The following is a 22189-nucleotide window of genomic DNA, read 5'->3' as shown; positions in this document are numbered from 1 at the left end:
GCCCAGGCGGGCCGGCGCGCGCCTAGGAGCGCATTGTGATACGCATTCAAGACGTCAACCTGATCTACGGTCGTAATACCGAGCGAGAGACTCAGGCGCTGAAACAAATCAATCTGGACATCCAGGACAACGAAATCATTGCCATTGTCGGCGCTTCGGGCTGTGGGAAATCCACGCTGCTACGCCTGATCGCCGGCTTGCTGATGCCCACCACCGGCACCGTCAGCATTGATGATGAAATCGTTGCCCACCCCCGTCAGGACACCGGCATCGTGTTCCAGGCCCCGACGCTGGTGCCGTGGGCCAATATTCTGGACAACACCCTCTTGCCATCGAGCATCATGGGTCGTCTGGACGATCAGGCCCGCAGCCGCGCCACGCGTCTGCTCACTACCGCCGGGCTGGGCAATTTTCTGCACCACCACCCCAAGCAATTGTCGGGCGGCATGCAGCAACGCGTGGCCATTTGCCGCGCACTGGTTCACAACCCCAAAGTGGTGCTGATGGATGAGCCGTTCGGCGCCCTGGACGCGCTGACCCGCGAAACCATGACGCTGGAACTGCTGCGGCTTTGGTACGAAGACCCCAAAACCATTGTGTTTGTGACGCACTCGATTTCCGAAGCCGTCATGCTGGGTCACCGCATTGTGGTGATGTCGCCGCGCCCCGGCCAGATTACCGAAATTCTGGATGTAAACCTGCCCCGCGAACGCGACTTTTCTCTGGTGGGCACGCCCGAATTTACGCGCTGTGCCGCTGCCGTCCGTGAACTCATTTTCCAACACGAGGTGGCTTGATGAGCGAGCAAACTCAAACCCTGGGCGCCGCGCCCGTGCGCAAGCGACGACTGCGCCTGCGCGATTTCAATGAAATTACCGTCCCGGCCATCACCCTGATTGCCGTGGTCATCCTGTGGGAGCTGGCCAGCCGCCTGTTTGATATCCCTGAATACCTGGTGCCTGCCCCCTCGCGCATCTGGGCCGATTCCATGCAAATGAAAGAGGCCATGCTGATGCACACGCTGGTGTCCACGCGCACCATCATGCTGGGCTTTTTGCTGTCGATTGTGATCAGCTTTCCGCTGGCCGTGCTGATTACCTACTCGCGCTTTTTCGAGCAGGCCATCTACCCGCTGCTGATCCTGACCCAGTCCATCCCCAAGGTGGCCCTGGCTCCGATTCTGGTCATTATCTTTGGACCCACTGAGCTGCCACGCGTCGTGGTGACTTTTCTGGTGGCCTTCTTCCCGCTGGTGATCTCCATGACCTCCGGCCTGCTGGCGGCCCCGCCCGAGCTGATCGAGCTGGTCCGTGCCTGCCGCGCCACCCGCTTGCAAGAGTTTTTCCGCATTCGCCTGCCCTTTGCCGTGCCCTTTATTTTCTCGGGCCTGAAAGTGGCCATCACCTTGTCCGTGGTGGGTGCTGTAGTCGGTGAATTTGTAGCCGCTGACCAAGGTCTGGGCTACTTGATCACCACCTCTACAGCCTTCTTCAAGACACCGGTTGCCTTCGGCGCCATGGCGATCTTGTCCGTGCTGGGCATTGTGTTCTTCCAGGTGATTTCTGCCGCCGAACGCATCCTGTTCCCTTGGGCAATCAAGGACAATCGGAGCTGATCATGACATCAAGTTATACCGTCATCCGTGGGGGCCTGGTGCTGGCCCACGCCCAAGCCAAGGCCGAACCTCTGGACATTCTGATCAAGAATGGCGAGATCGAAGCCATGGGCCCGCCCGGCCTGCCCGCGCCGTCTGAAGCCACGGTGGTGCAAGCGGATGACCAACTGCTGCACCCCGGCCTGATCAACGCCCACACCCACGGCCACGGCACCTATGCCAAGGCCATGGGGGATCGCTGGTCGCTGGAACTGCTATTGACAGCCGGCCCCTGGATCAATGGCGACCGCCATCTGGAAGACAAATACCTGAGCACTCAGTTGAACGCGGCAGAAATGCTGCTCAAAGGCTGTACCGCCAGCTACGACCTGTACTCCGAAGTCCCGGTACCCACAGCGGAAGGCATGAATGCGGTCGCCCAAGCCTATGTGGATGCCGGTATGCGAGCCACGGTAGCGCCCATGATGGCGGACCTGTCCTTTTACCAGTCCGTCCCCGGCCTGATCGAAGCCCTACCGGAAGAGCTGCAAAAGTTTGTGGCCCAACTGGCACCGCAGTCGTTCCGGGCCACGCTATCAGGCCTGACGGACTTCCTGGATCAGCAGCACAACCCCGACCGCATTCGCGTGGCCTTGGCCCCGACCATTCCCATGCTGTGCTCGGACGAGTTCCTGCAAAGCTGCGGTGAAATCAGCGCGGAGCGCAATATCGGCCTGCACAGCCACGTTGGCGAGTCCTATGTGCAAGCCCTGACCGGCATGAAACGCTATGGCACCACCATTGTTCAGCATCTGGACAAGCTGGGCCTGATCTCGCCCCGTTTCACCCTGGCACACGCCATCTGGCTGGACGAGCGCGACCTGGACATTCTGGCCGAACGCGGTGCCATGGTAGCCCACAACCCCGGCAGCAATATGCGTTTAGGTAATGGGATTGCCGATGTGAACTCCATGCTGGAACGCGGCATTACCGTGGGCCTGGGCACGGACGGCTCCAATAGTGGCGATAACCAGAATATGTATGAGGCCATGCGTCTGGCCTCCTTCTCGTCCAAGGTGCGCGGCCCGGATACAGAACGCTGGGTCACAACCGAACAAGCGCTGTACGCCGCCACCGAAGGCAGCGCCCGCTGCCTGGGCATGGGCGAGCAGTTGGGACGTCTGGAACCAGGTCGAAAGGCCGACATCGTGTTTCTGGATCTGGCCCATATCAACTGGATTCCGCATAACAACACGGTCAATCAGCTGGTGCATCTGGAAGACGGGCTGGCGCTGCGCCATGTGATGGTCGACGGCCAGTTTGCCGTGCGCGACCGACAGTTAACACAAGTGAATATGCCTCGCCTGCGCCAACAAGTGGAGCAGGCCCAGGAACGCATCACACGCAATACCTACGACAAGCGCCACATCACGGAAAAACTGGCCAAAGCCGTAGGTTCGTTCTGCCTGTGCCTGGGCCACGACCGCTATCACGTGCAGCGCTGGGCGCACTCCAAGCAAGACTTAACATGACGTTATGTTTTACTGATAAATAGGCATACGACATTCATGACTGGATTTGCTTCAATCATGGAAACGAACACGATTGCGGGCAAGCGAGATGCGCGGGCCCGAGCCATCCAAGGAGGAAGATAATGAGCGACTTTGATCTGGTAGTACGAGGAAATATTGTTGAACGCGACCGCATCATCACTGACGGCTGGGTGGCCGTCCGCGAAGGCCGAGTAGCAGCCCGCGGTGTTGGCGCGGCTCCTTCGGCCCGTGAACATGTGGATGCGCGTGGCATGTGGGTCATGCCCGGCGTGCTGGACGGTCAGGTGCACTCTGGTAGCCAGGCCAATCAGGAAGGTCTGGGTTGGGCCTCGCGTGCGGCGGCCGCCGGTGGCGTGACCACCATGGTGGAAATGCCATACGACGATCCCGAACCCGTTGCCTCCCGCCCGCAGCTGGAAGACAAGATTGCCCGCATTGAAAGCGATTGCCACGTGGACGTGGCCTGCTACGGCACATTGAACGACCAGCACGGTCTGGAAGCAGCCGCTGGCCTGATTGAAGGCGGCGTTTGCGGTTTCAAATTCTCTACCTTTGAAGCCAGCCCCAACCGCTTTCCGCGCGTGGAAGAAGACATCCTGATGGAAGCCTTCCGCCTGATTGCCCCCTCCGGCCTGGCCTGCGGTGTGCACAACCAGGACCAGGAACTGACACGCAAGAACATCAAGCGCATGGTCGAAGCAGGTGATACGGGTTGGGACGCCTTCTTGCGCGCTCACACCCCTTTGATCGAAAACCTGGCCACCAGTGCCATTTATGAAATCGGTGCCCAGACCGGTGCCCGCGCCCACGCCGTGCACGTATCTCTGTCGCGCGGGTTTGAAATCTGCAATATGTACCGTCAGGCAGGTCACAAAGCGTCGATTGAAACCTGCGTGCAATACCTGATGCTGAACCACGAAGAACACACCCGCCGCTTCGGTGCCAAGACCAAGCACTACCCTCCCATTCGCCCCAAGGCGGAAATGGATCTGCTCTGGACCCACATTGCCAACGACGAATGTACCTTCGTGTCCTCCGACCACGTCAGCTGGGGCCTGGAGCGCAAGCAGTTTGACAATGTGTTCCAGAACTCCTCTGGTGGTCCTGGTCTGGAAACGCTGCTGCCCGCCTTCTGGACAGGCTGCGCCGAACACGGCATTTCCCCCACTATGGTCGTCAAGCAATTGTGCTGGGGCCCTGCCCAACACTTCCTGCTGGAACACCGCAAGGGTTCGCTGAATGTGGGTGCAGATGCCGACATCGTGATCGTCAAACCCGAAACCTACCGTTTTGACCCGTCCACCAGCCTGTCCGCCGTCACCTGGAGCTCCTTCGAGGACCGCGAGTTCCAAGTGCGTGTGGAAGCCACCTATGTGCGCGGCCAACTGGCCTGGGACGGCAAAACCGTGCGTAACGCTGCGGGCGACGGTCAGTTCATCCGTCCGCACAAGGCAGGCGAATTGTCATGAGCCTGGCCATGCCCTTGTTGAATCAGGAGCGCCTGTGGCGCAGCACCCAGGAGCTGGCCGCGTTCACGCTACCCGACCAGCCCTGGACCCGCCGCGCCTTCTCCGATCTGTTTCTGCAATCGCGTCAGTGGTTGCTGAAGCAGTTCGAGGAAGCGGGCCTGACCGTACGCATGGATGCCGCGGGCAATCTGATTGGTCGGCGCGAAGGGCGCAAGCCCGGACTGGCACCGATTACGACTGGCTCGCACTGCGACACCGTGATGTATGGCGGACGCTACGACGGCATCATCGGCGTGCTGGCCGGGCTGGAAGTGGCCCGCTGCCTGAACGAGCAGAACATCCAGCTGGACCACCCTTTTGAAGTGGTGGATTTTCTTTCTGAGGAGCCTAGCGACTATGGCGTGTCCTGCGTAGGCAGCCGCGCCATGGGCGGGGTCTTGTCCGACGCCATGCTGGCCGAACGCAATCCGCAGGGCGAAACGCTGGCGCAAGGCATTGCCCGCGTCGGTGGCCGCCCCGAGGAACTGGCCCAGGCCCGTCGTGCGCCCGGTGATACCGCCGCCTTTGTCGAGTTGCATATCGAACAAGGCCCGGTACTGGAATCGCGCAATCTGCCTATCGGCGTGGTCAGCAATATCGTGGGTATTTGCCGCCACCGCATCATCATCACAGGTCGCCCGGACCATGCAGGCACCACACCCATGGACATACGTCGTGATGCCCTGGTCGGTGCCAGCCTGATCATCAGTGAAGTGGACCGCAAGGCCCGCCGGGCTCTGGGGGGACCAGACTATCTGGTCGCCACCATTGGCAACCTGAACCTGACACCCAACGCCTCCAATGCCGTTCCCGGACGCGTAGAAATGATGGTGGAAGTACGCAGCGACCGCCAGGAGCTGATGCAGAACTTCACTGAGGAACTGCTGGCCCAGTTGCGCCCGGAAATCGAGGCCATGGGCCTGGGTCTGGACGCGGCGCAAGTCAGCCTGGCCAAACCCACGGACTGCACGCCCGAGGTGATGAGCATCATCGAGCAGGCTGCCAGCGCTTTGGGATACCCGAGCATGGTCATGCCTAGCGGCGCCGGTCATGATGCGGTTTACATGGCACCCAGCGGCCCCATGGGCATGATCTTCATTCCCTGCCTGAATGGTCGCAGCCATTGCCCTGAAGAATCCATTACGTCCGAGCAGCTTCTGGACGGTACGCGGGTTCTGTATCAGACCGTTGTCATGTTGGACCAGAGCCTGGAGAGCTGACATGGACTGGTCCTGTGATCAGCTTGGCGAACGCGAACGCTACCGCTTGTTGGTCAACACCGTGTTGCCGCGCCCCATTGCCCTGGTCACGACCTGTGACCAGCAGGGGCGCGTGAACACGGCCCCGTTCAGTTTTTTCAATGTGATGGGCTCGGAGCCTGCCGTACTGGCACTGGGCCTGGAAAACGATGCGCACTCTGCCGATGGTCTGAAAGACACCACCCGCAATCTCCTGGCCACCGGCCAGTTTGTGGTGAACCTGATCAGCGCCAAGATGGCACGCGCCATGAACATCTGCGGCATTGCTTACCCGACCGGTCAGGCCGAGCACCTGCAGGCGGGCCTGGATCTGGCCCCCAGCGTGCAAGTGCAGCCGCCCCGTATCGCCCAATGCCCAGTGCAGTTTGAATGCCGCTTGCACACCGCGCTGGACCTGGGCCCGCTACGCCATATCGTCATTGGCGAAATCCTGCATTTGCACTGCGACGACGCCATCCTGACACCTGAAGGGCGCATTGATATCGATGCTTACGACCCAATCGGACGCATGCATGGTTCTGACTGGTATGTCGGCCTGCAAGGCCGCTTTCAGTCAGAAAAACTAAGCCACCAAAACGGGCTACCGCCCACCCAAACATAAAAACATCATGAACCGTCGTCCTCATATCTACGTTCTGAACCCCAATTCCAGCCAGATCGTAACGGATGGCCTGGACCGTGCTGTCCAGCCTCTGCGTCTGGCCGATGGCCCGGCCATCTCCTGCCTGCGCCTGCCCCAAGGCCCGGCGGGTGTACAAAGCCAGACCGATATTGACACCCTGATCCCTCACTTGCGCGCCCAGGCCCTGAGCGTCAAAGAAGACGCCGCTGCTTATGTGGTGGCCTGCTTTAGCGACCCCGGCCTGTACACCTTGCGCGAAGCAGTGGATGTGCCTGTATTGGGCATTGCCGAAACCGGCGTGCTGACTGCCTTGTCACTGGGCCAGCGTTTTGGGGTGCTGTCCATTTTGCAGGCCTCTATCCCGCGTCACCTGCGCTACTTTGGTGCAATGGGGGTGACTGATCGCCTGGCCGCCGACCTGGCTATCAATATGGGCGTGTCGGAGCTGGCTGACGAGAAAAAAGCCCTGCAACGTCTGACAGAAGTCGGCCAGCGCCTGCGCGATGAGCACGGTTCTGATGTGGTGGTGCTGGGTTGCGCTGGCATGGCCAATCAGCGCGAGGCGCTGGAACAGGCTTTGGGCATTGCCGTCGTGGAGCCCACGCAGGCCACCGTTGCGGTGGCCTTGGGCCGTTGCTTATTAGGCTGGTAAGCCTTGATGAGCACCACACTGCAAACCGACTGCCTGGCGACGGCACAACGTCTGCTCCAGGCCCGCCAAGAACACCGTCCCATCGAAGACTGGCCCGACGCGCTGCGACCTGTGTCTTTTGATCAGGCCTATCGCGTCCAGGCCGTGCAAATGGAAACCCTGGGCCCCATAGGAGGCTGGAAAGTCGGCGCGGCCAATAGCGTGGCCCCGCCCACCTGCGCCCCCCTGCCCCAGCGTTCTCGTTACGCCAGCCCGGATGTACCATCCAGCAAGGAGCTGTCCTTGCGCGGCATAGAAGTGGAAATCGGCCTGGTTCTGGGTCAGGACTTACCGCCCGGCCAGGCACCGTATTCCATGGAACAAATCTGGCAGGCGGTCAGCCAGATCTGTGTAGCCGTCGAAATTGTGGAATCCCGCTTTGCGCAGCGTGACTCCGTAGGCCGTCTATCCACCCTGGCCGATCTGGCCAGTCACGGTGCGCTGGTCTATCAGCCGCAAGGCGTCGCCGCGCAGGATATGGCACTGCTACAACCTGAATGGGCACGCCTGCAAGTGGGGCAGCAACCCTTGCTGCAAGGGCCGAACCAGAACCCGGCGGGTGAGCTGACGCGACTGCTCATCTGGCTGGCTAATCAAGGCAGCCACCACCTTGGCGGGCTGCAAAAAGGGCAGGTCATCATTACGGGCACCTGTTTACCCATGCTGTATGCCGCCCCCGGCGACCGAATTCAGGCTGCCATTCAGGGGATCGGCGAGCTGAACTTTATCTGCGCCTAAGATCACATCGCCAGCGTCCGAAACGGCGCTGGTTTTGCCCGACAGAGCTTCTCATCAGGCAGCACAAGCTCTGCACTGCTGCTCCAAGAAATGCAGCGTGCAAAGCCGATTTGCCAATAGTGGCTGACCTTGAGAGACAACGACCAGTCGGGTTTAAAAAAACTCATCCAACAGGCAGAAGAAAGCGATGCGCTCGGCATCCATTTCCACGCCGTACAAAGCAAAGAAAGGCGCTAGCCACTCCTTGCCCAAATTGCGCTCTATGCTGCGCGCCGTCAGCGCCAGATCCTGATAACGATCCGCCACGCCCAAACGTCCGCAGTCGATAAAACCGCTGAACTGCCCTTGATGCACCATGAAGTTGGGCAAGCAGGCATCGCCATGGGTGACCACCAGATCTTCTTGTCCTGGGCGGCTGGCATATAGCTCGTCCAGCAGGCTTTGAACCGGCATGCCCTGACGCTCATCGTCAAAATCTTCTTCATCAATCAGGCCGGCTTTCGCCCTGGCACGTGCATCGGCCAACCGATGCTCCAGGCGATGATCGAAGGGGCAGGCTTCAAGTGGCAAGCGGTGCAGGCCTTGCAAGGACGAAGCCAGTAACTCCACGGTTTGCTGGGGAGACAAGCCCTCTGTGCAGGCCAGATCGCGCCCAGGAACAGCACTCATCAGCAGCCAATGGCGGCCCTGCGCCAACAAGGTATCCAGCACCTCTGGGCAAGGCAGACCTTGCGTATGCATCCAGCGCAAGCGCTCAATTTCATCGGGCAGCTCGGCCAAAGGCAGATCGTCCTCCGCCTTCACAAACTGGCAGGAGCCATCCGGCCAGTCCAGACGCCAGACATCAGCCCCGGACTCCCCAATGGTTTGACGTTGTACCTTGGCGGCAGCCAGTCGGGTTTGCCAGGCAAGAGGAAAACTCATACTTAAAAACCTTGCTGAAAACAGTCGATAAAAACGGAGGGAGGGATCAAGCCAAACGAATCAAACCGTGATGCCCATCAGACCTGATACTGCAGGTGAATCAGCGGGTATGGCTTGCCCTGATCGTCCACGGGCGAGCGTCCAATACGCTTGAGGCCCATTTTTTCGTAAAAGCCTACAGCCTGCTCATTCTGTTCATTCACATCAGTGGTCATGCTGGGATGCAGGCTCAAGCCGTGCAGCACCAAAGCCTTTCCTACGCCCGTTCCCCGGCTGTCCGGGTCCACAAACAAGGCCTGCATATGGCCCTGCTCAAGCAGCATGAAAGCCAGCGGGTAATCCGTCTCATCCACCGCCAACCATAAACTGGCCTGGAGCAGAAAACCGCAGACCATGACATCAATTTCCTGACGATCCTGCACGGATAAAAAATCGTGCGTGGCATCCACGGCCTTGCGCCAGATTTCAACCGCACGTTGCCCGTCCTCCGGGCGCGAATGACGAATCCTCATGGGGCGCATCCTGTGTGTAAAGTGTTAGCTGGCAAGCAGGACACTGATGTCAGCGGTAGGTACGTCAAGGCTGCAGCCGGGACAAGAACACCGGCCAGGCTCAAGACAACAGTCCCTGCGATGCAAAAATCTTTTGATAAATATTCCGCACTACTGCCTGCTTTCGCTGGTTGTAATCCCGCACACTGCCAGCCCCTTCTTTAGCCTGCATTTTGGCCTGAGCATAGCGCTGCAAATCCTCGGGATGCGTACCCAGCCAGTCCCGAAACAGGATATGGCGAATATGTTCAGGGCAATCCGGGCCGAACACATGCAGATTCACACGCGGCTCTTCCTGACGCAGCATGCGGTGCTGATACCAGGAGCGCTCACGTATGCTCAACTCATAACCCAAGGCGTTCAACGCAGGAACATAGTCCTCTTCCTGCTCCGGGTCGGCCACCAGCACATCAATATCAATCACAGGCTTGGCAGGCAGACCGAGCACCGCGGTCGAGCCCACATGCGCAATAGTCAGGGCCTTATTGCCCAGGGCCGCCTGAATTTCCTGACTCAAGCGCTGATACAGCACCGGCCAGTTCGCGTCGTAGTCCTGAACCTCGATCAGCTCTGCTTTAGGCTGGCCTGCCACCCAGGGATTCTCATTGGGGTCGCCATCCTCGAAGGTGGTGATTCTATCCAGTGCCCGTACAGGCACATTTTTGTTCTGATTATTCAAACAACTTCTCCTTGATACGACGGACCTTGCACCCTCAGCCTTGTGAGCCGGACAGAATCGGCCGGGTTTCCAGAAAAAATAAATGACGCAAATGCTGCTCGGCCTGGGCAGGGCTCAGATCCGTAAAATCGGTCAACAGCATATTGGCCAAGCCGTCATACATCGCAGATAAACGCAGTGCCGTGCCCTGGGCATCGGGTACCTGCCAAAAACCTTGCTCCGTGCCCCGACTCAGGTAAGAGGCCAGTTGTTCCAGCATTCTTTTATGCACGCGGGTGGTCACTACGGCCAGGGCTGCATCGGTTTTGGCCAGATCAGTGGCATCAATCCACAAAAACCAATAAATGCGATTGCGTTCTTCAAAAGCCGTCTTCAGGTAGTCCTCCATCAGAACTCGAGGGTCTGCAGATTGCGCAGCCTCCCATTCCATGAGCTGATCGAAGATCTCGCCCCAAGCCTCGGCCCGCAGTTCGGACCAGCGAAAGTAATGGTTCAACAGTCCACGGCCCACACCAGCCCGTTCGGTCACCATGCGAGTGGTGGCGGCACGAACACCAACTTCCATCAGGACCTCAACCGCGGCCTGTCGAATTCGTGTGGCACTGTCTTCTTTTTCACTCATCACCTTCCCTCCCTATTGACAAATTGAGCAAGCGCTCAATATTATGGCATTGAACAAGCGCTCAATCAATAAACATCCATGTCTACGGCTTCTCGAAACTCCTCCATCGACCTGATTCGCACCGCTGCCCTGATCGGTATTTGTGTGGTGAACCTGCCCTATCTGGCACTGAGCGACAGTGGCCCGACAGCCACATCCTCCTCCTATGACCACATGGCTGCCTTCCTGATCGAATTTCTGTTTCAGGGCAAATTCTTCCTGCTGTTCTCGCTGATTTTTGGCTGGGGTATAGAAATCCAGGCACGCTCTGCCGAACGTGCTGGCGTCCCCCTCAGCAGCCGCTACTTCCGCCGCATGTTCGGCCTGGCCGTGCTGGGTTGCTTGCACGCGACGCTGGTTTTTACCGGCGATATCCTGCTGCTTTACTCGGTGCTGGGTGTGCTGATCTGGCCGCTACGCAAGCTCTCCCCGCGCGGCTTGATCAAGGTGGCGTTGTTGATGGTGCTGGTAGAAATTGTCAGCCTGGCACTGATCGCTTATCTGCTGGCCGGTAGCGAAGACATGGCCCCGGTGTACTCCTTGGGCGGTGCCTTCTCCGAGGCAACGCTGGCACGCATCAGCGAATGGCCGGAGTCCTTTGTTTTCCTGTTTCTGTACCAGGGTCCACTGGCCTTTGGAGCCATGCTGATGGGCTTGGCCGCGGCCAAGAGCAACTTCTTTGAAGCCCATAGCGCCGGACAACAAAAGCTGGGGCGCGCCCTGCCCTGGCTCCTGCCACTGGCTTTGGCGATCAACTTCTTTAGCGCCTCCGTGACCAACGAAGAGAACCTGATGGGGCTGACGGGTCTGTTCAGCATCGCCATCGGCGCGCCCTTGCTAGCAACGGTGTATCTGTACCTGCTGCTGCGTTGCGGACAATGGCTCAGCTTGCCCAATGTACTGATTGAGGCGGGCCGCAATTCACTGAGCGCCTATGTCAGCCAAGGCATTCTGGCTGGTCTGATTTTCAGCAGCTATGGCCTGGATCTGTTTGACTCCTTTGGCAATGCAGCACTGCTATTGATCTCCATTGGCCTGGCTTTGCTGGCCATGAGCCTGACAGGCCTGATCGCCCAGCGCTGGGGACGTGGCCCACTGGAGGCGGTTCTACGACGCATCACCTACGGGTCCAAACACGCCTGAACCGAGCGCCTTTTAGCTGAACATGAAACCTTGAATTCATATGAGTGAACAAACCGTTTCCAAAGACGCCACCGTCTCTTTTCGTCGCATCAACTCGCAAACCGTCTACGAGGTATGTGAGCTAAGCGAGACCCTGTCTCCCGCACAGCGCAGCATGATTGCCGACAATGGCACCTCCATTGCAGAGGCGCACTTTTCCGAGAATGCCTGGTTCCGTGCCATCTACGCCGATGACACCCTGGTGGGCTTTATCATGCTGCATATCGGTGCCGACCACGACGAAGGCATTCTGTATCCTGGTGCCTTTTTATGGCGTTTCATGATTGCAGCCCCCTTCCAAAACCTGGGTTTCGGGTGCAAAGCAATTGCACTGCTGATCCACGATCTGAAGTACCAGGGCTACAAGGAAATTAGGCTAGGCTATAGCCGAGGTGAAGGCAGCCCGGAAGCGTTCTACTCGAAACTGGGTTTTGAGCTGACAGGCGGCACCTATGGGGAGCACGAGCTGGAAGCCGTGCTGAAATTTGCTTGATAGCCAAATGGGCAAGGTGCTGAACGACGGCCTTCGCAAACCGTGTGCAGCCCTTGTGCAAACCGCATCCTAATCACCAGATAGGCTTAGCGCTGCCCGAACAAATCCGAAATGGCCGTGCGCAACCAGCGCACGCCTTCGTCCTGTCGACTGCGCTCATGCCAATGTACGCGCACATCAAAGCTGGGCAGAGCCAGCGGCGTAGGCACAATGCACAAGGCGGCAGGGTCCTGGAAAGACAGGACGGCCACATTGGGCACGGTCAGCAAATAATTACTGTTAACCAGAATCTGCTCCGCAGCCAGATAGTGGGGAATCGTCAGGCTGATATTGCGCCGCATATCCAGGGAGCGCAGGGCGTTTTCCACCAGAGAATGCCCGCTGCTGGTGGCATCAATGGCCAGATGATCAGCCGCCACAAAGGCTTCCAGATCCAGCTCATTTCTGGCCAGGGGATGGCCTTTGCGCATGGCTGTCACATAACGCTCGTGGCGGAACACGCGCGAATGCACTCGCCCTTTAATCATGGGCAAAGAGCCAATCGCCAGATCAATCTCGCCCGAACTCAAACCGCTTTCCAGCGATTCCCAGCCCAGATTCTTGATGACCAGGCGAATACCTGGCGCGTGTTTGGCGACAAAATTGTTCAGCCCCGGCAAAAAAACCAGTTGGCCGATATCCGTCATATGGACCTTGAAAACACGCGTAGACTGAGCAGGGATGAAGCCTTGGGTTTGCGTCAAGGCAATGCCCACTTCTTCCAGCAACGGTTGCAGTTTTTCACGCAGTGCAATGGCGATCTGCGTGGGTGCCACACCATAGCGCGCCCGTACAAACAAAGGATCACCCAGCGCCTGTCGCCAACGTTGCACCATCAGGGAAATAGCCGACTGGCTGATCCCGATACGCAGCGCGGCCTGACTCAGGTTCTGACATTCACAGATCAGGCAGAAAGCATGCAGCTCGGCCAGCGTCCAGTTATATGTTTTGTAAATATCAGATAGCACGCTGACACCACCTCAAGTCGTTTTTTGCTCTCTATTATGTGTGTTGGAAATAGTACAACGACAAGATAAATTGCCACTACGCCCCAACAAAACCAGGAGGAAAGCCCCATGAGTAAAAATGAAATCACGTGGTCCAACGGTCAATGGAATAGCACCAGCGCACCTTTGATTGGCGCGACCGACCATGCGTTCTGGATGGCCACCACGGTCTTTGACGGTGCCCGTTCTATTCAAGGCCATACTCCGGATCTGGACCTGCACTGCGAGCGCTTGAACCGTTCTGCCCTCACCCTGGGCATGGAGCCGGTGATGACGCCGCAGCAAACCGTGGACCTGGTGCGCGAGGGCCTGAAAAAGCTGCCTCACACTACGGACTACTACATCAAGCTACTGTATTTCGCACCCGGCGGCTTCTTGTTGCCCGACCCGGCCACCACCCAACTGGCCATTCATATTTTTGAATCCCCACTGCCTGCTGACAGCGGCTTTAGCGCGACCTTCAGCGAATTCCTGCGCCCTGATCCGTCCATGGCTCCTACCGATGCCAAAGCCTCCTGCCTGTATCCCAACACCCAGCGTATTTTGCGTGATGCCAGCGCACGCGGTTTTGACAACGCCATCGTGCTGGACTCCAAGGGCAAAGTGGCCGAGTTTGCTGTTGCCAACCTGTGGATTGTGCGTGACGGCGTTGCCCTGACCCCGGCGCTGAACGGCACCTTCCTGAACGGCATTACCCGCCAGCGTGTCATGCAGCTGCTGCGCGACGACGGAATTGAAGTACGTGAAGCCAGCCTGACACCACAAGACGTACTGGATGCCGATGAAGTATTTAGCACCGGCAATAACGGCAAGGTCCTGCACTGCAATCGCATTGACGATCGCCACTACGCCCACGGCCCGATTGAAACCCGTGCTCACGAGCTGTACATGGCCTATACCAAGCGCAACTAAGTCTCAGAAAGTAGCCAACAGCATGGTTGGAAATGGGCCATGTGCCCAATAGAAAAACGGCTCATTATTGAGCCGTTTTTGTTTTTACATCTCGGCAGAAATCGAACTATCGCCCTGCCCCAAATCCGGTGTTTGAGCCCCCTCTGCCTGCGCTTGCGCCTGCTTCATCTGATTGAGCAAGCTATGCAGCATCTCTGTAGACAGACCGTGCAGCACCAAGCGGTAGCCTGCTCGCAAGGTCGACATGGGCACCAAGGGGTGACCATTGTTCACCAGAATCAAATGCTCGGGTGCCTGCAAAATCTTGGCCGCGTAAATCCCGATAGTCTCGTCCAGCTGCAGGGAATTGGCCGCACGCCAGAAGTCGTTATCAGTCAGCAGCAACTGGTACAGGGGTGTGAACAGTTCGATGGCACTTTGCAGATCCATCTTGTTCAGCGGGCCTTGCGGCATATCGTCCAGCGCCAAAGGCACGGGCTGGATCATGGAGAAATCCACGCGCTGCGGCGGGCCGATTTCCTGATTATTGTCCCGCAAGGTCTGATTGAGCCGGATCACGAAATTGAACAGATTCAAATCGTGCTTCACAAAGGTGTGATCGCGCAATTCGTCGATGTTCATGGGGGTGAGCGGCGTGGTCGGCACCTGGGTGGGCGAATTGGCCGCGATAAAGGCCAGCACCTGTGATCCCAAATGGAAGTGACGCAGAATCAGCCAGTTGGCCTGTGGCGAGACAAAGCGCTTCAAGCCCCAGACCAGAATGCGATGCAACAGCCCCGAATGCGACCATTTACGCGGCAAAAAGGTTTTAACGACCTGAATCACGATAATCATCAGGCGCGCCAGTGGCCGCAGGAATGGCAGCAGGTACTGGCGCGATGACGAACTGGAGTCGGCCAGCCAGGCCTGCTTCACTTCATCAGGCAGGGGCGTGCTGCGATCCAGATACAAGGCCCGCCAAGGATTGGGGTCCTGCGGGTCATGCGGCTTGCTTAAAAAATCCGGGATTTGATCCATGACTTAAAACTCTTTCGCGTATTGGAACTGCATCAGGTACAGAGCGGCGGTACGACGTGCGGTTTCAATAATAATCTGCTCGGCGCGGCCTGTTTCATCGCAATCCAGAGCCAGCTCCACCGCCACCAGCCAACGGGCCAGATGATGCTCGTCGTTCATGCCATGGTAGTGCAGGAAACGGTACATATTCGGTTCGAGCGACAGCGAGGATTTCAGTAGCGGTAACAAGGCAGGAACAATGCGCTGGCCGGTGCCCTCAATAATGTAAATCGCACCCAGCAAACCAATCGGGTCCTGGCTGGCCGCCAGGGCATGCAAGTAAGCGTTCAGCGCCTGACCGCCGGGATTACGGCTCAGCTGCTCGATCTCGGTCGCGGTGCCACCGGCATGCTGATAGTCCTCGAACAGAATCTTGAAGTCGTCCTGTTCTTCGCCGGCGTGCAAGCGAATCAGCTCGGCTAACGGAGCATAGGTGGGCGACAGGGAATCGCACGCTTCGCGCATCCACTTGGCGCCTTCACGTACCTGGGGAATCCAGTCTGCCATCCACTTTTGATAATCCTGCATGCGGATCGAACCGTCGTGCAGGCTGCGCAGCAAGGGCGTACGCCACACTTGGGAGCGATAGTCGTGCCAGATGGGCGCCAATTGCGTCAGCAGATCGCGCAAACCTTGCGGGGCTGTGGCCGGGTCATGCGGAGGGGCAATATCCACCTGATCCACCGAGGCCGGAGCCGACTGTTTGGCAGACGGGTAAGACACAGCCGGGGCTGGTGCATCGCAGGCTTCTACTTCCAGCAGCATGTAGGCCGTCATGAAGCGGCCTGACTCGGGCACGTAGCACAGGATTTGCTCGCCGGGCGTCAAGGTCCGGTCGCGCATGAACTCGGCCAGCATGATCAGAATGGACGCTGCGCCCGTATTGCCGCGCCAGCGCAGATTGCTGTACCAGCGCTCGGCAGGAATGCCCAGGCCAGCCTGTTCCAGCAAATCTGCCACCACGGGGATGAATTTTTCGGAGGAGTAATGGCACAGGAAATGGCTGATGCGCTCGGGGTCTACCCAACCATCACGCACCAGTTTTACGTATTCGTGTATGCCGATGTCGAACAGATGCGGCAGCAGGCGAATGTCCTGGCGCAGGGACAAGGCACCATCTTGCTCGGCCTCGGCCCAGGAGTCGTAATCCAGATGGCTGCGAGTGGAATCACGCGTTGCTCCCAGCTGCATGCAAACCGGGTAATCACCCGAGAAGGATTTTTGATGAATCCAGCGCAGGCGCAGGCGGACGCCGGGCTGCGTTGTGGGCAGAACCTGATCTTGATGACTTAACAAGGCCGCGCCCGCACCATCGGACAACATCCAGCGCAGGAAGTGTGAGTCAAAGTCCGCCTGATAGCCTTGCGAGGCAAAGCGCGATCGGCGGAACAAGCGCGATGGCATTTCACTGGCCACGGCCATGCCGTGACGGTGCGCCCCCAGCTCGATCCCCTGGGCAACGGCCTGCAAGGCGGTCACGCCAGCGGCGCAAATTCCGTGGACCGAATGCACCTCCAGTGGAGGAGCGGCCAACTCACCTTGAATGGCATTGGCAAAGCCGGGCATCAACAAATCCCCGCCCGAGGAGCCGCTGGCCAGCAAGCTCACGTCCGCCATGCTCAAACCCGCCTGCTCCAGGCACGCACGCACGGCATTGGCGGCCATGGCCGTATTGCTCCAGCGCGTGCTGCCATCTTCACCAATGGCGTAGTAGCGCTGCTGAATACCGTTCTCGGCCAGAATGCGTTGCTTGATGCGCCCCGAAATACGGTTCAAAGGGGCAATAAAGTTATCCATTGCGGTGTTATCGACCGGCTCTCCGGGCATAAACCACTGGGCCTGATGGATAACAACGTGCTCAAAGGCCACGGGCATAGAAATACTCCTGATTACACGGAATCACGCCGACGCTCCGTCTGGCCCACGGCGTTCAAGGATTGACTGCGGTAGCGGGGCATGAACAGGCCCAGCACAAAAACACGCAGCATATAAGGCACCAGCCCCCCTTCGTTCAAGGCGTCCGGGGTGCGGGCTCGGTATTCGGTGTCGTGCAGCCGGGTCAGCTCGGACCAGTGCGCGCGAGAATGCTCATGGTGGGCCACATGCAGGCCGATATTAAAGAGCAAGGGATTGACCAGGCCCTCGAAATTGCGGGCATAGGCCAGTTGCTCGCCATGACGGCCCTCATGACTGCCATCAGCATGGGCATGTTGCAGATAATTCGTGGTCAGCAGCCAGTGCAAACCGTGCAGCTGCGGCAGGATCACGTACAAAAAGCCTTTTACCGGGTCCAGCGCCAGGGCCAGCGCCCAGCTTCCCAGCCACACGCCGTACTGCGCCATGCAATAGGCCCAGACGCCCGGCCAATGACGGCGCAGGCTACCCAGCCAGCCAAAAATCATGGGGTACAGCGCAGGTACGGCCTCAAAAGGGTGCATCAACCAGCCCAGCGTGTCGTTGGTATCGCCCCGCCAGAAACGGTAGGTGCGGGCCACATCTTTTTCACCATGTTTGTAGCGATGGTGATTGCGCCCATGCGCAGGCCAGAACACGCAAGCGGGATGGCCTTGTACCAGGGTCAGCCAGAAGTCCGTCAAGCGATTGGGGAGACGCCCCCGCCACATGCGCAGATGATGATGGTTATGGTTGATGACGCCAACGCCCAGCGTCAGGAACAGCAGCAAGCCGTATAGAATCCAGGAGAAGCCGCCCCGCCACAGCGCGACCACCAGCACAGGGTAGGCAATCAGGTACAGCAGGCTTTGCCAATCGCGCGGCTGGCGCAAACGCCACGCAGCGCTCATCCCCGCGCCTCCTCGGGACGGTCGGGCAAGCGGGTGCCAAACAGGCGATCCATAAAGCTGAATTGAAAACCGTAATTGCCGTTGTACTGCGCGTGATGGCGCTGGTGACGACGGCTGGCCGCCAGCCAATGGCGGCTGGAAACATGGGGGAAAAAGTCGTAATTGGAGTGGCCGATACTGTTGAAAAACAGGCTGAACAAGGGCACGGACAAAAGCGACCAGAAACTGAAGTCATGCACCACCATGGGCAGCAAAATCACATTGCCCAGCATGATCGACTCCAGCGGGTGGAAACTGTAGGTGGAGAACGGCGTCACCACAACGGAAGAATGGTGCGGGCCGTGATAACGGCGCAACCAGCGGGTATGCAAGAGACGGTGATTGATCCAGAAATGCACGTCGTTCCAGATCACCAGAGCCAGAATTTCCAGAACAATACGGGTCGCGCTGGCATCAGGCGTCAAATGCGCCCAGCCTAGCTGCAAAAAACCCCAGGGAAAAATCATGCCGGTGCCAAAAATCAGAATGGCCGTGCCGGATTGCTTCAGTTCCCGGCGCAGTTGGCCTGGGCGCAAGGGGCGCGTGTCCAGGGGGCGTCCCCAACCCAAGGCAGGTAAAAGCCAATGTGTCAGCGCCAAGGTGCCCAGTGCAAACAGCACGTAAATGCCGCCGAAGAACAATAAGCCCACGCCCATTACCTGCCAGACGCTCAAGGCCTGAAAAGCCTGCCCCATTCCACTCTCTACGTAACAAAGTGCGCTAATGCTAGCGCGGTCAGGAAGATTACGTTTGTTAATTTGGTTACTAATTGCTCACATTCGTCCAGCCCGCCCAAGCAATACAGTTTTGCAATAGCGGGGGCTAATCATAGCGGGGTTTCGCCCCTATCCTTGAGGGTATGCGCTTTCAATCGGAACCCATGCCATGAAAAAGGTCGTCAGCATCCTCAGTCCATGCCCCTCTTTGGCGGGTGACGATGGCCTGGCGGCGCGTACCTTGTTCAGCCATCAGGACCACGCGGACCGGCACAGCCCCTTTCTGCGCTTGAATTATGCCGCCCCCACCCCCTACCCGGCCCGTAGCCGTCGGCACAAGGTACATGGCTCCCCGCAGCGCGGCTTTGAAACCGTCACGCTGGTGTATCAGGGCGAGCTGGAGCATCGCGACTCCAGCGGTCATAGCGGCATTCTGGGTCCGGGCGATGTGCAATGGCTAAGTGCGGCCTCCGGCCTGCTGTATCAGGCCAGCCACTCCGAGCCGTTCGCCCGTCAGGGTGGTACTTGGGAAATGGTGCAGCTATGGATCAACCTGCCTGCTTGTGCGAAAACTCTGCCACCCAGCCAGCAGTCTCTGCCCAGCACAGACATTCCCGTTCTGGCCCTGCCCGATCAGGCCGGACAGATACGAGTGATTGCCGGGCAATACCTGGACCAGCCCGGCGCGGCCCGGCATCACAGCCCGCTCCTGTTGTGGGACATACAGATCAAGGCCGGGCATCAAGCCTGTTTTCAGGTGCCCGAGGGCTGGAACACCAGCTTGCTGGTGCGACGCGGCGAAGTACAAGTGAACCAGCAAACGCGAGTGCGCCCCGCTCAGGTCGTGTTGCTAAGCCTGGAAGGCCAGACTATCCGGCTGAACGCCCAAAGCGACACCCAGCTACTGTTGCTGGGCGGCGAGCCCATTGACGAGCCCGTTTTGACCTACGGCTCTTTTGTGATGAATACACAACAGGAAATTACCCAGGCAATTGCCGACTTTGATCAGGGCCGGTTTGGCTGCCTGGGCTGAGCTTTCCCTCTCCTATTTCCAAGCTGCCACGCACCCCGATGGCGGCCCCTGCCACCCCGACCTGACCATCCATCATCACAGCACACTTGCATTGAGCCAGCCCGCATACGATATACTGAACCGTCATCGACTTCCCTTAGACACTATGAGACGCTGGTTCGTCGTCGTCTTGCTTCTTATTCTTCCCCTGCAGGCTTACAGCTCCCACTACCACGCAACCGTGCAAGGTGGTCAATCGGCTTTATTCGCTCAACACGAATCCGATGCAGCCGAGTCTGCGGAACGCCGTGTCTCATCCGCCGATCATCCTCTGCATCAGCTCAGCGCCATTTTGGCGCACACGCCCATGCAACAGTACGCCGATCACGCGGATACCCCCTTGCCCTGCCCGGTTCAGTCTTTTTGGCTGCATGCCTGGCCATCGGCTTGTCCGACCTATTGCCTGCCAGCAATTTGCTGCGAATTTGCCCCGGAGCACCGCCCGCCCCGCGTCTGACGCCTGACGCGCCGCGGCGCCCTGCTTCTTTGCTTTTTTGCACTTATTTATCTGTCTAACAGGACAACATCATGGAATGGCTACTCGATCCCAGCATCTGGGTCGGCTTATTAACTCTGGTGGTGCTGGAGATTGTTCTCGGCATCGACAACCTGATCTTTATCGCGATTCTGGCCGATAAACTGCCCCCGCATCAGCGCGACCGTGCTCGCCTGATCGGCCTGTCGCTGGCGCTGATCATGCGCCTGGGTCTGCTTACTATCGTCTCCTGGCTGGTCACCCTGACCACACCACTGTTCTCCATTGGCCCGCTCAGCTTCTCCGGGCGCGACCTGATCCTGCTGCTGGGCGGTCTGTTCCTGCTGTTCAAGGCCACCAGCGAACTGCATGAACGTCTGGAAGGTGGCGATCATCACTCCAGCACCAACAAGGCCTATGCCAGCTTTGGTGTCGTGGTAGCCCAAATTGTGGTGCTGGATGCCGTGTTCTCGCTGGACGCGGTGATTACTGCCGTGGGGATGGTGGATCAACTGCCCGTCATGATGGCAGCCGTCATTATCTCGATTGCGCTAATGATCTGGGCCTCCAAGCCACTGACCACCTTCGTGAACAACCACCCCACCGTGGTGGTGCTGTGCTTGAGCTTCTTGCTGATGATCGGTCTGACGCTGACCGCCGAAGGCCTGGGCTTCAAGATCCCCAAGGGCTATCTGTACGCGGCCATTGGTTTCTCCATCCTCATCGAGTTCTTCAACCAGATTGCCCGCCGCAGCCTGCAGCGCTCGCAGTCACGCCGTCCTTTGCGTGACCGTACTGCGGAAGCCGTACTGCGCATGCTGAGCAACCGCAAGAATGAAGACAAGGACGACAACGGCAACGAGGGTCAGCTGGAACTGGACGAACAGGCATTCCGCACCGAAGAACGCAATATGGTCAGCGGTGTGCTCAGCCTGGCCGAACGCCCGATTCGCTCCTTGATGACGCCTCGTCAGGAAATTACCTGGCTCAATATCGAGGACTCCGCCGACACCTTGCGCCAGCAACTGCGCTCTACCCCGCACAGCTTCTTGCCGGTGTGTCAGGGCGATCTGGACCAGGTGGTGGGTGTGGCTCGCGCCAAGGATTTGCTGGCCGATCTGGACGACTACCCGCAGGTCAAACTGTGGCCGGATCTGCGTGAGCCCATCATCGTGCACGAACACACCGATGTACTCAGTGCGATTGCCATGTTGAAGCAGTCCAATGGCCAGTTCGTGCTGGTAACGGACGAGTACGGCGCGATTGAAGGCCTGCTGACCCCCATCGACATTCTGGAGGCCATTGCCGGCGAGTTCCCCGACGAGGACGAACAACCCGCCATTCAGCAGATTGGCCCCAATCTGTGGCAAGTGGATGGCAGCATAGACCTGCTCTTGCTGGCCCAAGCCGTGGAAGCGGACGACCTGCTTTTGAAAGACAGCAGCTTCAATTCCGTGGCCGGCTTTTTGCTGGAGCGTCTGGACTCCCTGCCCACGGTAGGGACGGTCGTTGAGGCAGACGGCCTGCGCTTCGAGATTACCGAAGTCAGCCAACGTCGTATTGCAACGGTACACGTCAGCCGCTTGCAGGAACCCGAGCAGACACAAGAGTAAA

General features: G+C 58.6%; 23 protein-coding genes. 14 read left to right on the top strand and 9 right to left on the bottom strand.

Features of this window, described 5'->3' with window-relative positions:
* The first annotated feature begins 35 nt into the window (after positions 1-35).
* The 8 genes from NBV64_RS02355 to NBV64_RS02320 all read left to right on the top strand — a co-directional run bounded on the left by NBV64_RS02355 (position 36) and on the right by NBV64_RS02320 (position 7965).
* Positions 36-797 (top strand): ABC transporter ATP-binding protein, encoded by a 762-nt coding sequence (locus tag NBV64_RS02355; RefSeq protein WP_009462739.1) that lies wholly within the window; start codon positions 36-38, stop codon positions 795-797.
* A complete protein-coding gene (locus NBV64_RS02350; RefSeq protein ID WP_021447064.1) occupies positions 797-1615 on the top strand; it encodes an ABC transporter permease in 819 nt (272 codons plus the stop codon). The genes NBV64_RS02355 and NBV64_RS02350 overlap by 1 nt, the downstream gene beginning before the upstream one ends.
* A 2-nt stretch (positions 1616-1617) precedes the next feature.
* Positions 1618-3126 (top strand): amidohydrolase family protein, encoded by a 1509-nt coding sequence (locus tag NBV64_RS02345; RefSeq protein ID WP_009462745.1) that lies wholly within the window; start codon positions 1618-1620, stop codon positions 3124-3126.
* 122 nt (positions 3127-3248) lie between these two features.
* A complete protein-coding gene (gene ertD / locus NBV64_RS02340; protein ID WP_009462747.1) occupies positions 3249-4616 on the top strand; it encodes a hydantoin-5-propionate amidohydrolase in 1368 nt (455 codons plus the stop codon).
* Positions 4613-5875 (top strand): N-carbamyl-l-glutamate amidohydrolase ErtE, encoded by a 1263-nt coding sequence (gene ertE / locus NBV64_RS02335; protein ID WP_009462749.1) that lies wholly within the window; start codon positions 4613-4615, stop codon positions 5873-5875. Before ertD ends, ertE begins: the two co-directional genes overlap by 4 nt.
* A 1-nt stretch (position 5876) precedes the next feature.
* Complete coding sequence (locus NBV64_RS02330) at positions 5877-6515, top strand: flavin reductase family protein (RefSeq protein ID WP_009462751.1); 639 nt, start codon at positions 5877-5879, stop codon at positions 6513-6515.
* Positions 6516-6522: 7 nt separating this feature from the next.
* On the top strand, positions 6523-7188 hold the full coding sequence (locus tag NBV64_RS02325; protein WP_115635294.1) for an aspartate/glutamate racemase family protein: 666 nt from the start codon (positions 6523-6525) through the stop codon (positions 7186-7188).
* Positions 7189-7194: 6 nt separating this feature from the next.
* Complete coding sequence (locus NBV64_RS02320) at positions 7195-7965, top strand: 2-keto-4-pentenoate hydratase (RefSeq protein ID WP_250756618.1); 771 nt, start codon at positions 7195-7197, stop codon at positions 7963-7965.
* 153 nt (positions 7966-8118) lie between these two features.
* On the opposite strand, the gene NBV64_RS02315 is transcribed toward NBV64_RS02320, so the two are convergent.
* The 4 genes from NBV64_RS02315 to NBV64_RS02300 all read right to left on the bottom strand — a co-directional run bounded on the left by NBV64_RS02315 (position 8119) and on the right by NBV64_RS02300 (position 10741).
* Positions 8119-8889 (bottom strand): APH(3')-II family aminoglycoside O-phosphotransferase, encoded by a 771-nt coding sequence (locus NBV64_RS02315; protein WP_250756617.1) that lies wholly within the window; start codon positions 8887-8889, stop codon positions 8119-8121.
* Positions 8890-8966: 77 nt separating this feature from the next.
* A complete protein-coding gene (locus NBV64_RS02310; RefSeq protein WP_250756616.1) occupies positions 8967-9401 on the bottom strand; it encodes an acetyltransferase in 435 nt (144 codons plus the stop codon).
* 100 nt (positions 9402-9501) lie between these two features.
* Positions 9502-10119, bottom strand: a complete 618-nt coding sequence (locus tag NBV64_RS02305; protein WP_009462759.1) for a GrpB family protein — start codon at positions 10117-10119, stop codon at positions 9502-9504.
* Positions 10120-10153: 34 nt separating this feature from the next.
* Positions 10154-10741: a TetR/AcrR family transcriptional regulator gene (locus tag NBV64_RS02300; protein ID WP_009462761.1), complete on the bottom strand. Its 588-nt coding sequence runs from the start codon at positions 10739-10741 to the stop codon at positions 10154-10156.
* Between the two features lie 78 nt (positions 10742-10819).
* On the opposite strand from NBV64_RS02300, the gene NBV64_RS02295 reads away from it, so the two are divergent.
* Together NBV64_RS02295 and NBV64_RS02290 are read left to right on the top strand one after the other, a co-directional pair.
* Positions 10820-11923 carry a DUF418 domain-containing protein gene (locus tag NBV64_RS02295; RefSeq protein ID WP_009462763.1) on the top strand — a complete coding sequence of 368 codons (1104 nt, stop codon included), beginning with the start codon at positions 10820-10822 and terminating at the stop codon, positions 11921-11923.
* Positions 11924-11963: 40 nt separating this feature from the next.
* The gene (locus NBV64_RS02290) at positions 11964-12455 is read left to right on the top strand and encodes a GNAT family N-acetyltransferase (RefSeq protein WP_009462765.1); all 492 of its coding nucleotides are present in this window, start codon (positions 11964-11966) and stop codon (positions 12453-12455) included.
* 86 nt (positions 12456-12541) lie between these two features.
* Here the strand turns inward: NBV64_RS02290 and NBV64_RS02285 are convergent, their stop codons facing one another.
* Positions 12542-13462 carry a LysR family transcriptional regulator gene (locus NBV64_RS02285; protein ID WP_035268408.1) on the bottom strand — a complete coding sequence of 307 codons (921 nt, stop codon included), beginning with the start codon at positions 13460-13462 and terminating at the stop codon, positions 12542-12544.
* A 108-nt stretch (positions 13463-13570) separates the two neighbouring features.
* Here NBV64_RS02285 and NBV64_RS02280 point away from each other — a divergent pair, with 108 nt between their 5' ends.
* On the top strand, positions 13571-14413 hold the full coding sequence (locus tag NBV64_RS02280; RefSeq protein ID WP_009462769.1) for a branched-chain amino acid aminotransferase: 843 nt from the start codon (positions 13571-13573) through the stop codon (positions 14411-14413).
* Positions 14414-14497: 84 nt separating this feature from the next.
* Here the strand turns inward: NBV64_RS02280 and NBV64_RS02275 are convergent, their stop codons facing one another.
* Genes NBV64_RS02275 through NBV64_RS02260 form a run of 4 tightly spaced genes read right to left on the bottom strand, consistent with a single transcriptional unit; the run spans position 14498 to position 19007 of the window.
* On the bottom strand, positions 14498-15430 hold the full coding sequence (locus NBV64_RS02275) for a DUF6999 family protein (RefSeq protein ID WP_250756615.1): 933 nt from the start codon (positions 15428-15430) through the stop codon (positions 14498-14500).
* A 3-nt stretch (positions 15431-15433) separates the two neighbouring features.
* The gene (locus NBV64_RS02270; RefSeq protein WP_250756614.1) at positions 15434-17344 is read right to left on the bottom strand and encodes a beta-ketoacyl-ACP synthase III; all 1911 of its coding nucleotides are present in this window, start codon (positions 17342-17344) and stop codon (positions 15434-15436) included.
* Positions 17345-17358: 14 nt separating this feature from the next.
* On the bottom strand, positions 17359-18273 hold the full coding sequence (locus NBV64_RS02265) for a fatty acid desaturase (protein ID WP_250756613.1): 915 nt from the start codon (positions 18271-18273) through the stop codon (positions 17359-17361).
* The gene (locus tag NBV64_RS02260) at positions 18270-19007 is read right to left on the bottom strand and encodes a sterol desaturase family protein (protein WP_026484040.1); all 738 of its coding nucleotides are present in this window, start codon (positions 19005-19007) and stop codon (positions 18270-18272) included. The genes NBV64_RS02265 and NBV64_RS02260 overlap by 4 nt, the downstream gene beginning before the upstream one ends.
* A gap of 190 nt (positions 19008-19197) precedes the next feature.
* Here NBV64_RS02260 and NBV64_RS02255 point away from each other — a divergent pair, with 190 nt between their 5' ends.
* From NBV64_RS02255 to NBV64_RS02245, 3 genes are all read left to right on the top strand, one after another.
* Complete coding sequence (locus NBV64_RS02255) at positions 19198-20061, top strand: pirin family protein (protein WP_021447066.1); 864 nt, start codon at positions 19198-19200, stop codon at positions 20059-20061.
* 145 nt (positions 20062-20206) lie between these two features.
* Complete coding sequence (locus NBV64_RS02250) at positions 20207-20557, top strand: hypothetical protein (protein ID WP_022983384.1); 351 nt, start codon at positions 20207-20209, stop codon at positions 20555-20557.
* A gap of 71 nt (positions 20558-20628) precedes the next feature.
* Positions 20629-22188 (top strand): TerC family protein, encoded by a 1560-nt coding sequence (locus NBV64_RS02245; protein WP_021447067.1) that lies wholly within the window; start codon positions 20629-20631, stop codon positions 22186-22188.
* Position 22189 lies beyond the last annotated feature (1 nt).

Source organism: Alcaligenes sp. DN25 (assembly GCF_023674485.1).
GTDB classification, from domain to species: domain Bacteria; phylum Pseudomonadota; class Gammaproteobacteria; order Burkholderiales; family Burkholderiaceae_B; genus Alcaligenes; species Alcaligenes phenolicus.
The sequence above is the reverse complement of the archived record's forward strand: the minus strand, read 5'-3'. Positions and strand labels throughout refer to the sequence as shown.

Excerpts from the sequence above, each read along its gene's own strand:
- NBV64_RS02315 (WP_250756617.1), bottom strand. The coding sequence starts at position 8,889 with ATGAGTTTTCCTCTTGCCTGGCAAACCCGACTGGCTGCCGCCAAGGTA.
- NBV64_RS02280 (WP_009462769.1), top strand. The coding sequence starts at position 13,571 with ATGAGTAAAAATGAAATCACGTGGTCCAACGGTCAATGGAATAGCACC.
- NBV64_RS02250 (WP_022983384.1), top strand. The coding sequence starts at position 20,207 with ATGAGACGCTGGTTCGTCGTCGTCTTGCTTCTTATTCTTCCCCTGCAG.
- NBV64_RS02245 (WP_021447067.1), top strand. The coding sequence starts at position 20,629 with ATGGAATGGCTACTCGATCCCAGCATCTGGGTCGGCTTATTAACTCTG.
- NBV64_RS02270 (WP_250756614.1), bottom strand. The coding sequence starts at position 17,344 with ATGCCCGTGGCCTTTGAGCACGTTGTTATCCATCAGGCCCAGTGGTTT.
- ertE (WP_009462749.1), top strand. The coding sequence starts at position 4,613 with ATGAGCCTGGCCATGCCCTTGTTGAATCAGGAGCGCCTGTGGCGCAGC.
- NBV64_RS02255 (WP_021447066.1), top strand. The coding sequence starts at position 19,198 with ATGAAAAAGGTCGTCAGCATCCTCAGTCCATGCCCCTCTTTGGCGGGT.
- NBV64_RS02310 (WP_250756616.1), bottom strand. The coding sequence starts at position 9,401 with ATGAGGATTCGTCATTCGCGCCCGGAGGACGGGCAACGTGCGGTTGAA.
- NBV64_RS02290 (WP_009462765.1), top strand. The coding sequence starts at position 11,964 with ATGAGTGAACAAACCGTTTCCAAAGACGCCACCGTCTCTTTTCGTCGC.
- ertD (WP_009462747.1), top strand. The coding sequence starts at position 3,249 with ATGAGCGACTTTGATCTGGTAGTACGAGGAAATATTGTTGAACGCGAC.
- NBV64_RS02325 (WP_115635294.1), top strand. The coding sequence starts at position 6,523 with ATGAACCGTCGTCCTCATATCTACGTTCTGAACCCCAATTCCAGCCAG.
- NBV64_RS02260 (WP_026484040.1), bottom strand. The coding sequence starts at position 19,007 with ATGGGGCAGGCTTTTCAGGCCTTGAGCGTCTGGCAGGTAATGGGCGTG.
- NBV64_RS02345 (WP_009462745.1), top strand. The coding sequence starts at position 1,618 with ATGACATCAAGTTATACCGTCATCCGTGGGGGCCTGGTGCTGGCCCAC.
- NBV64_RS02275 (WP_250756615.1), bottom strand. The coding sequence starts at position 15,430 with ATGGATCAAATCCCGGATTTTTTAAGCAAGCCGCATGACCCGCAGGAC.
- NBV64_RS02320 (WP_250756618.1), top strand. The coding sequence starts at position 7,195 with ATGAGCACCACACTGCAAACCGACTGCCTGGCGACGGCACAACGTCTG.
- NBV64_RS02265 (WP_250756613.1), bottom strand. The coding sequence starts at position 18,273 with ATGAGCGCTGCGTGGCGTTTGCGCCAGCCGCGCGATTGGCAAAGCCTG.
- NBV64_RS02295 (WP_009462763.1), top strand. The coding sequence starts at position 10,820 with ATGTCTACGGCTTCTCGAAACTCCTCCATCGACCTGATTCGCACCGCT.
- NBV64_RS02300 (WP_009462761.1), bottom strand. The coding sequence starts at position 10,741 with ATGAGTGAAAAAGAAGACAGTGCCACACGAATTCGACAGGCCGCGGTT.
- NBV64_RS02330 (WP_009462751.1), top strand. The coding sequence starts at position 5,877 with ATGGACTGGTCCTGTGATCAGCTTGGCGAACGCGAACGCTACCGCTTG.
- NBV64_RS02350 (WP_021447064.1), top strand. The coding sequence starts at position 797 with ATGAGCGAGCAAACTCAAACCCTGGGCGCCGCGCCCGTGCGCAAGCGA.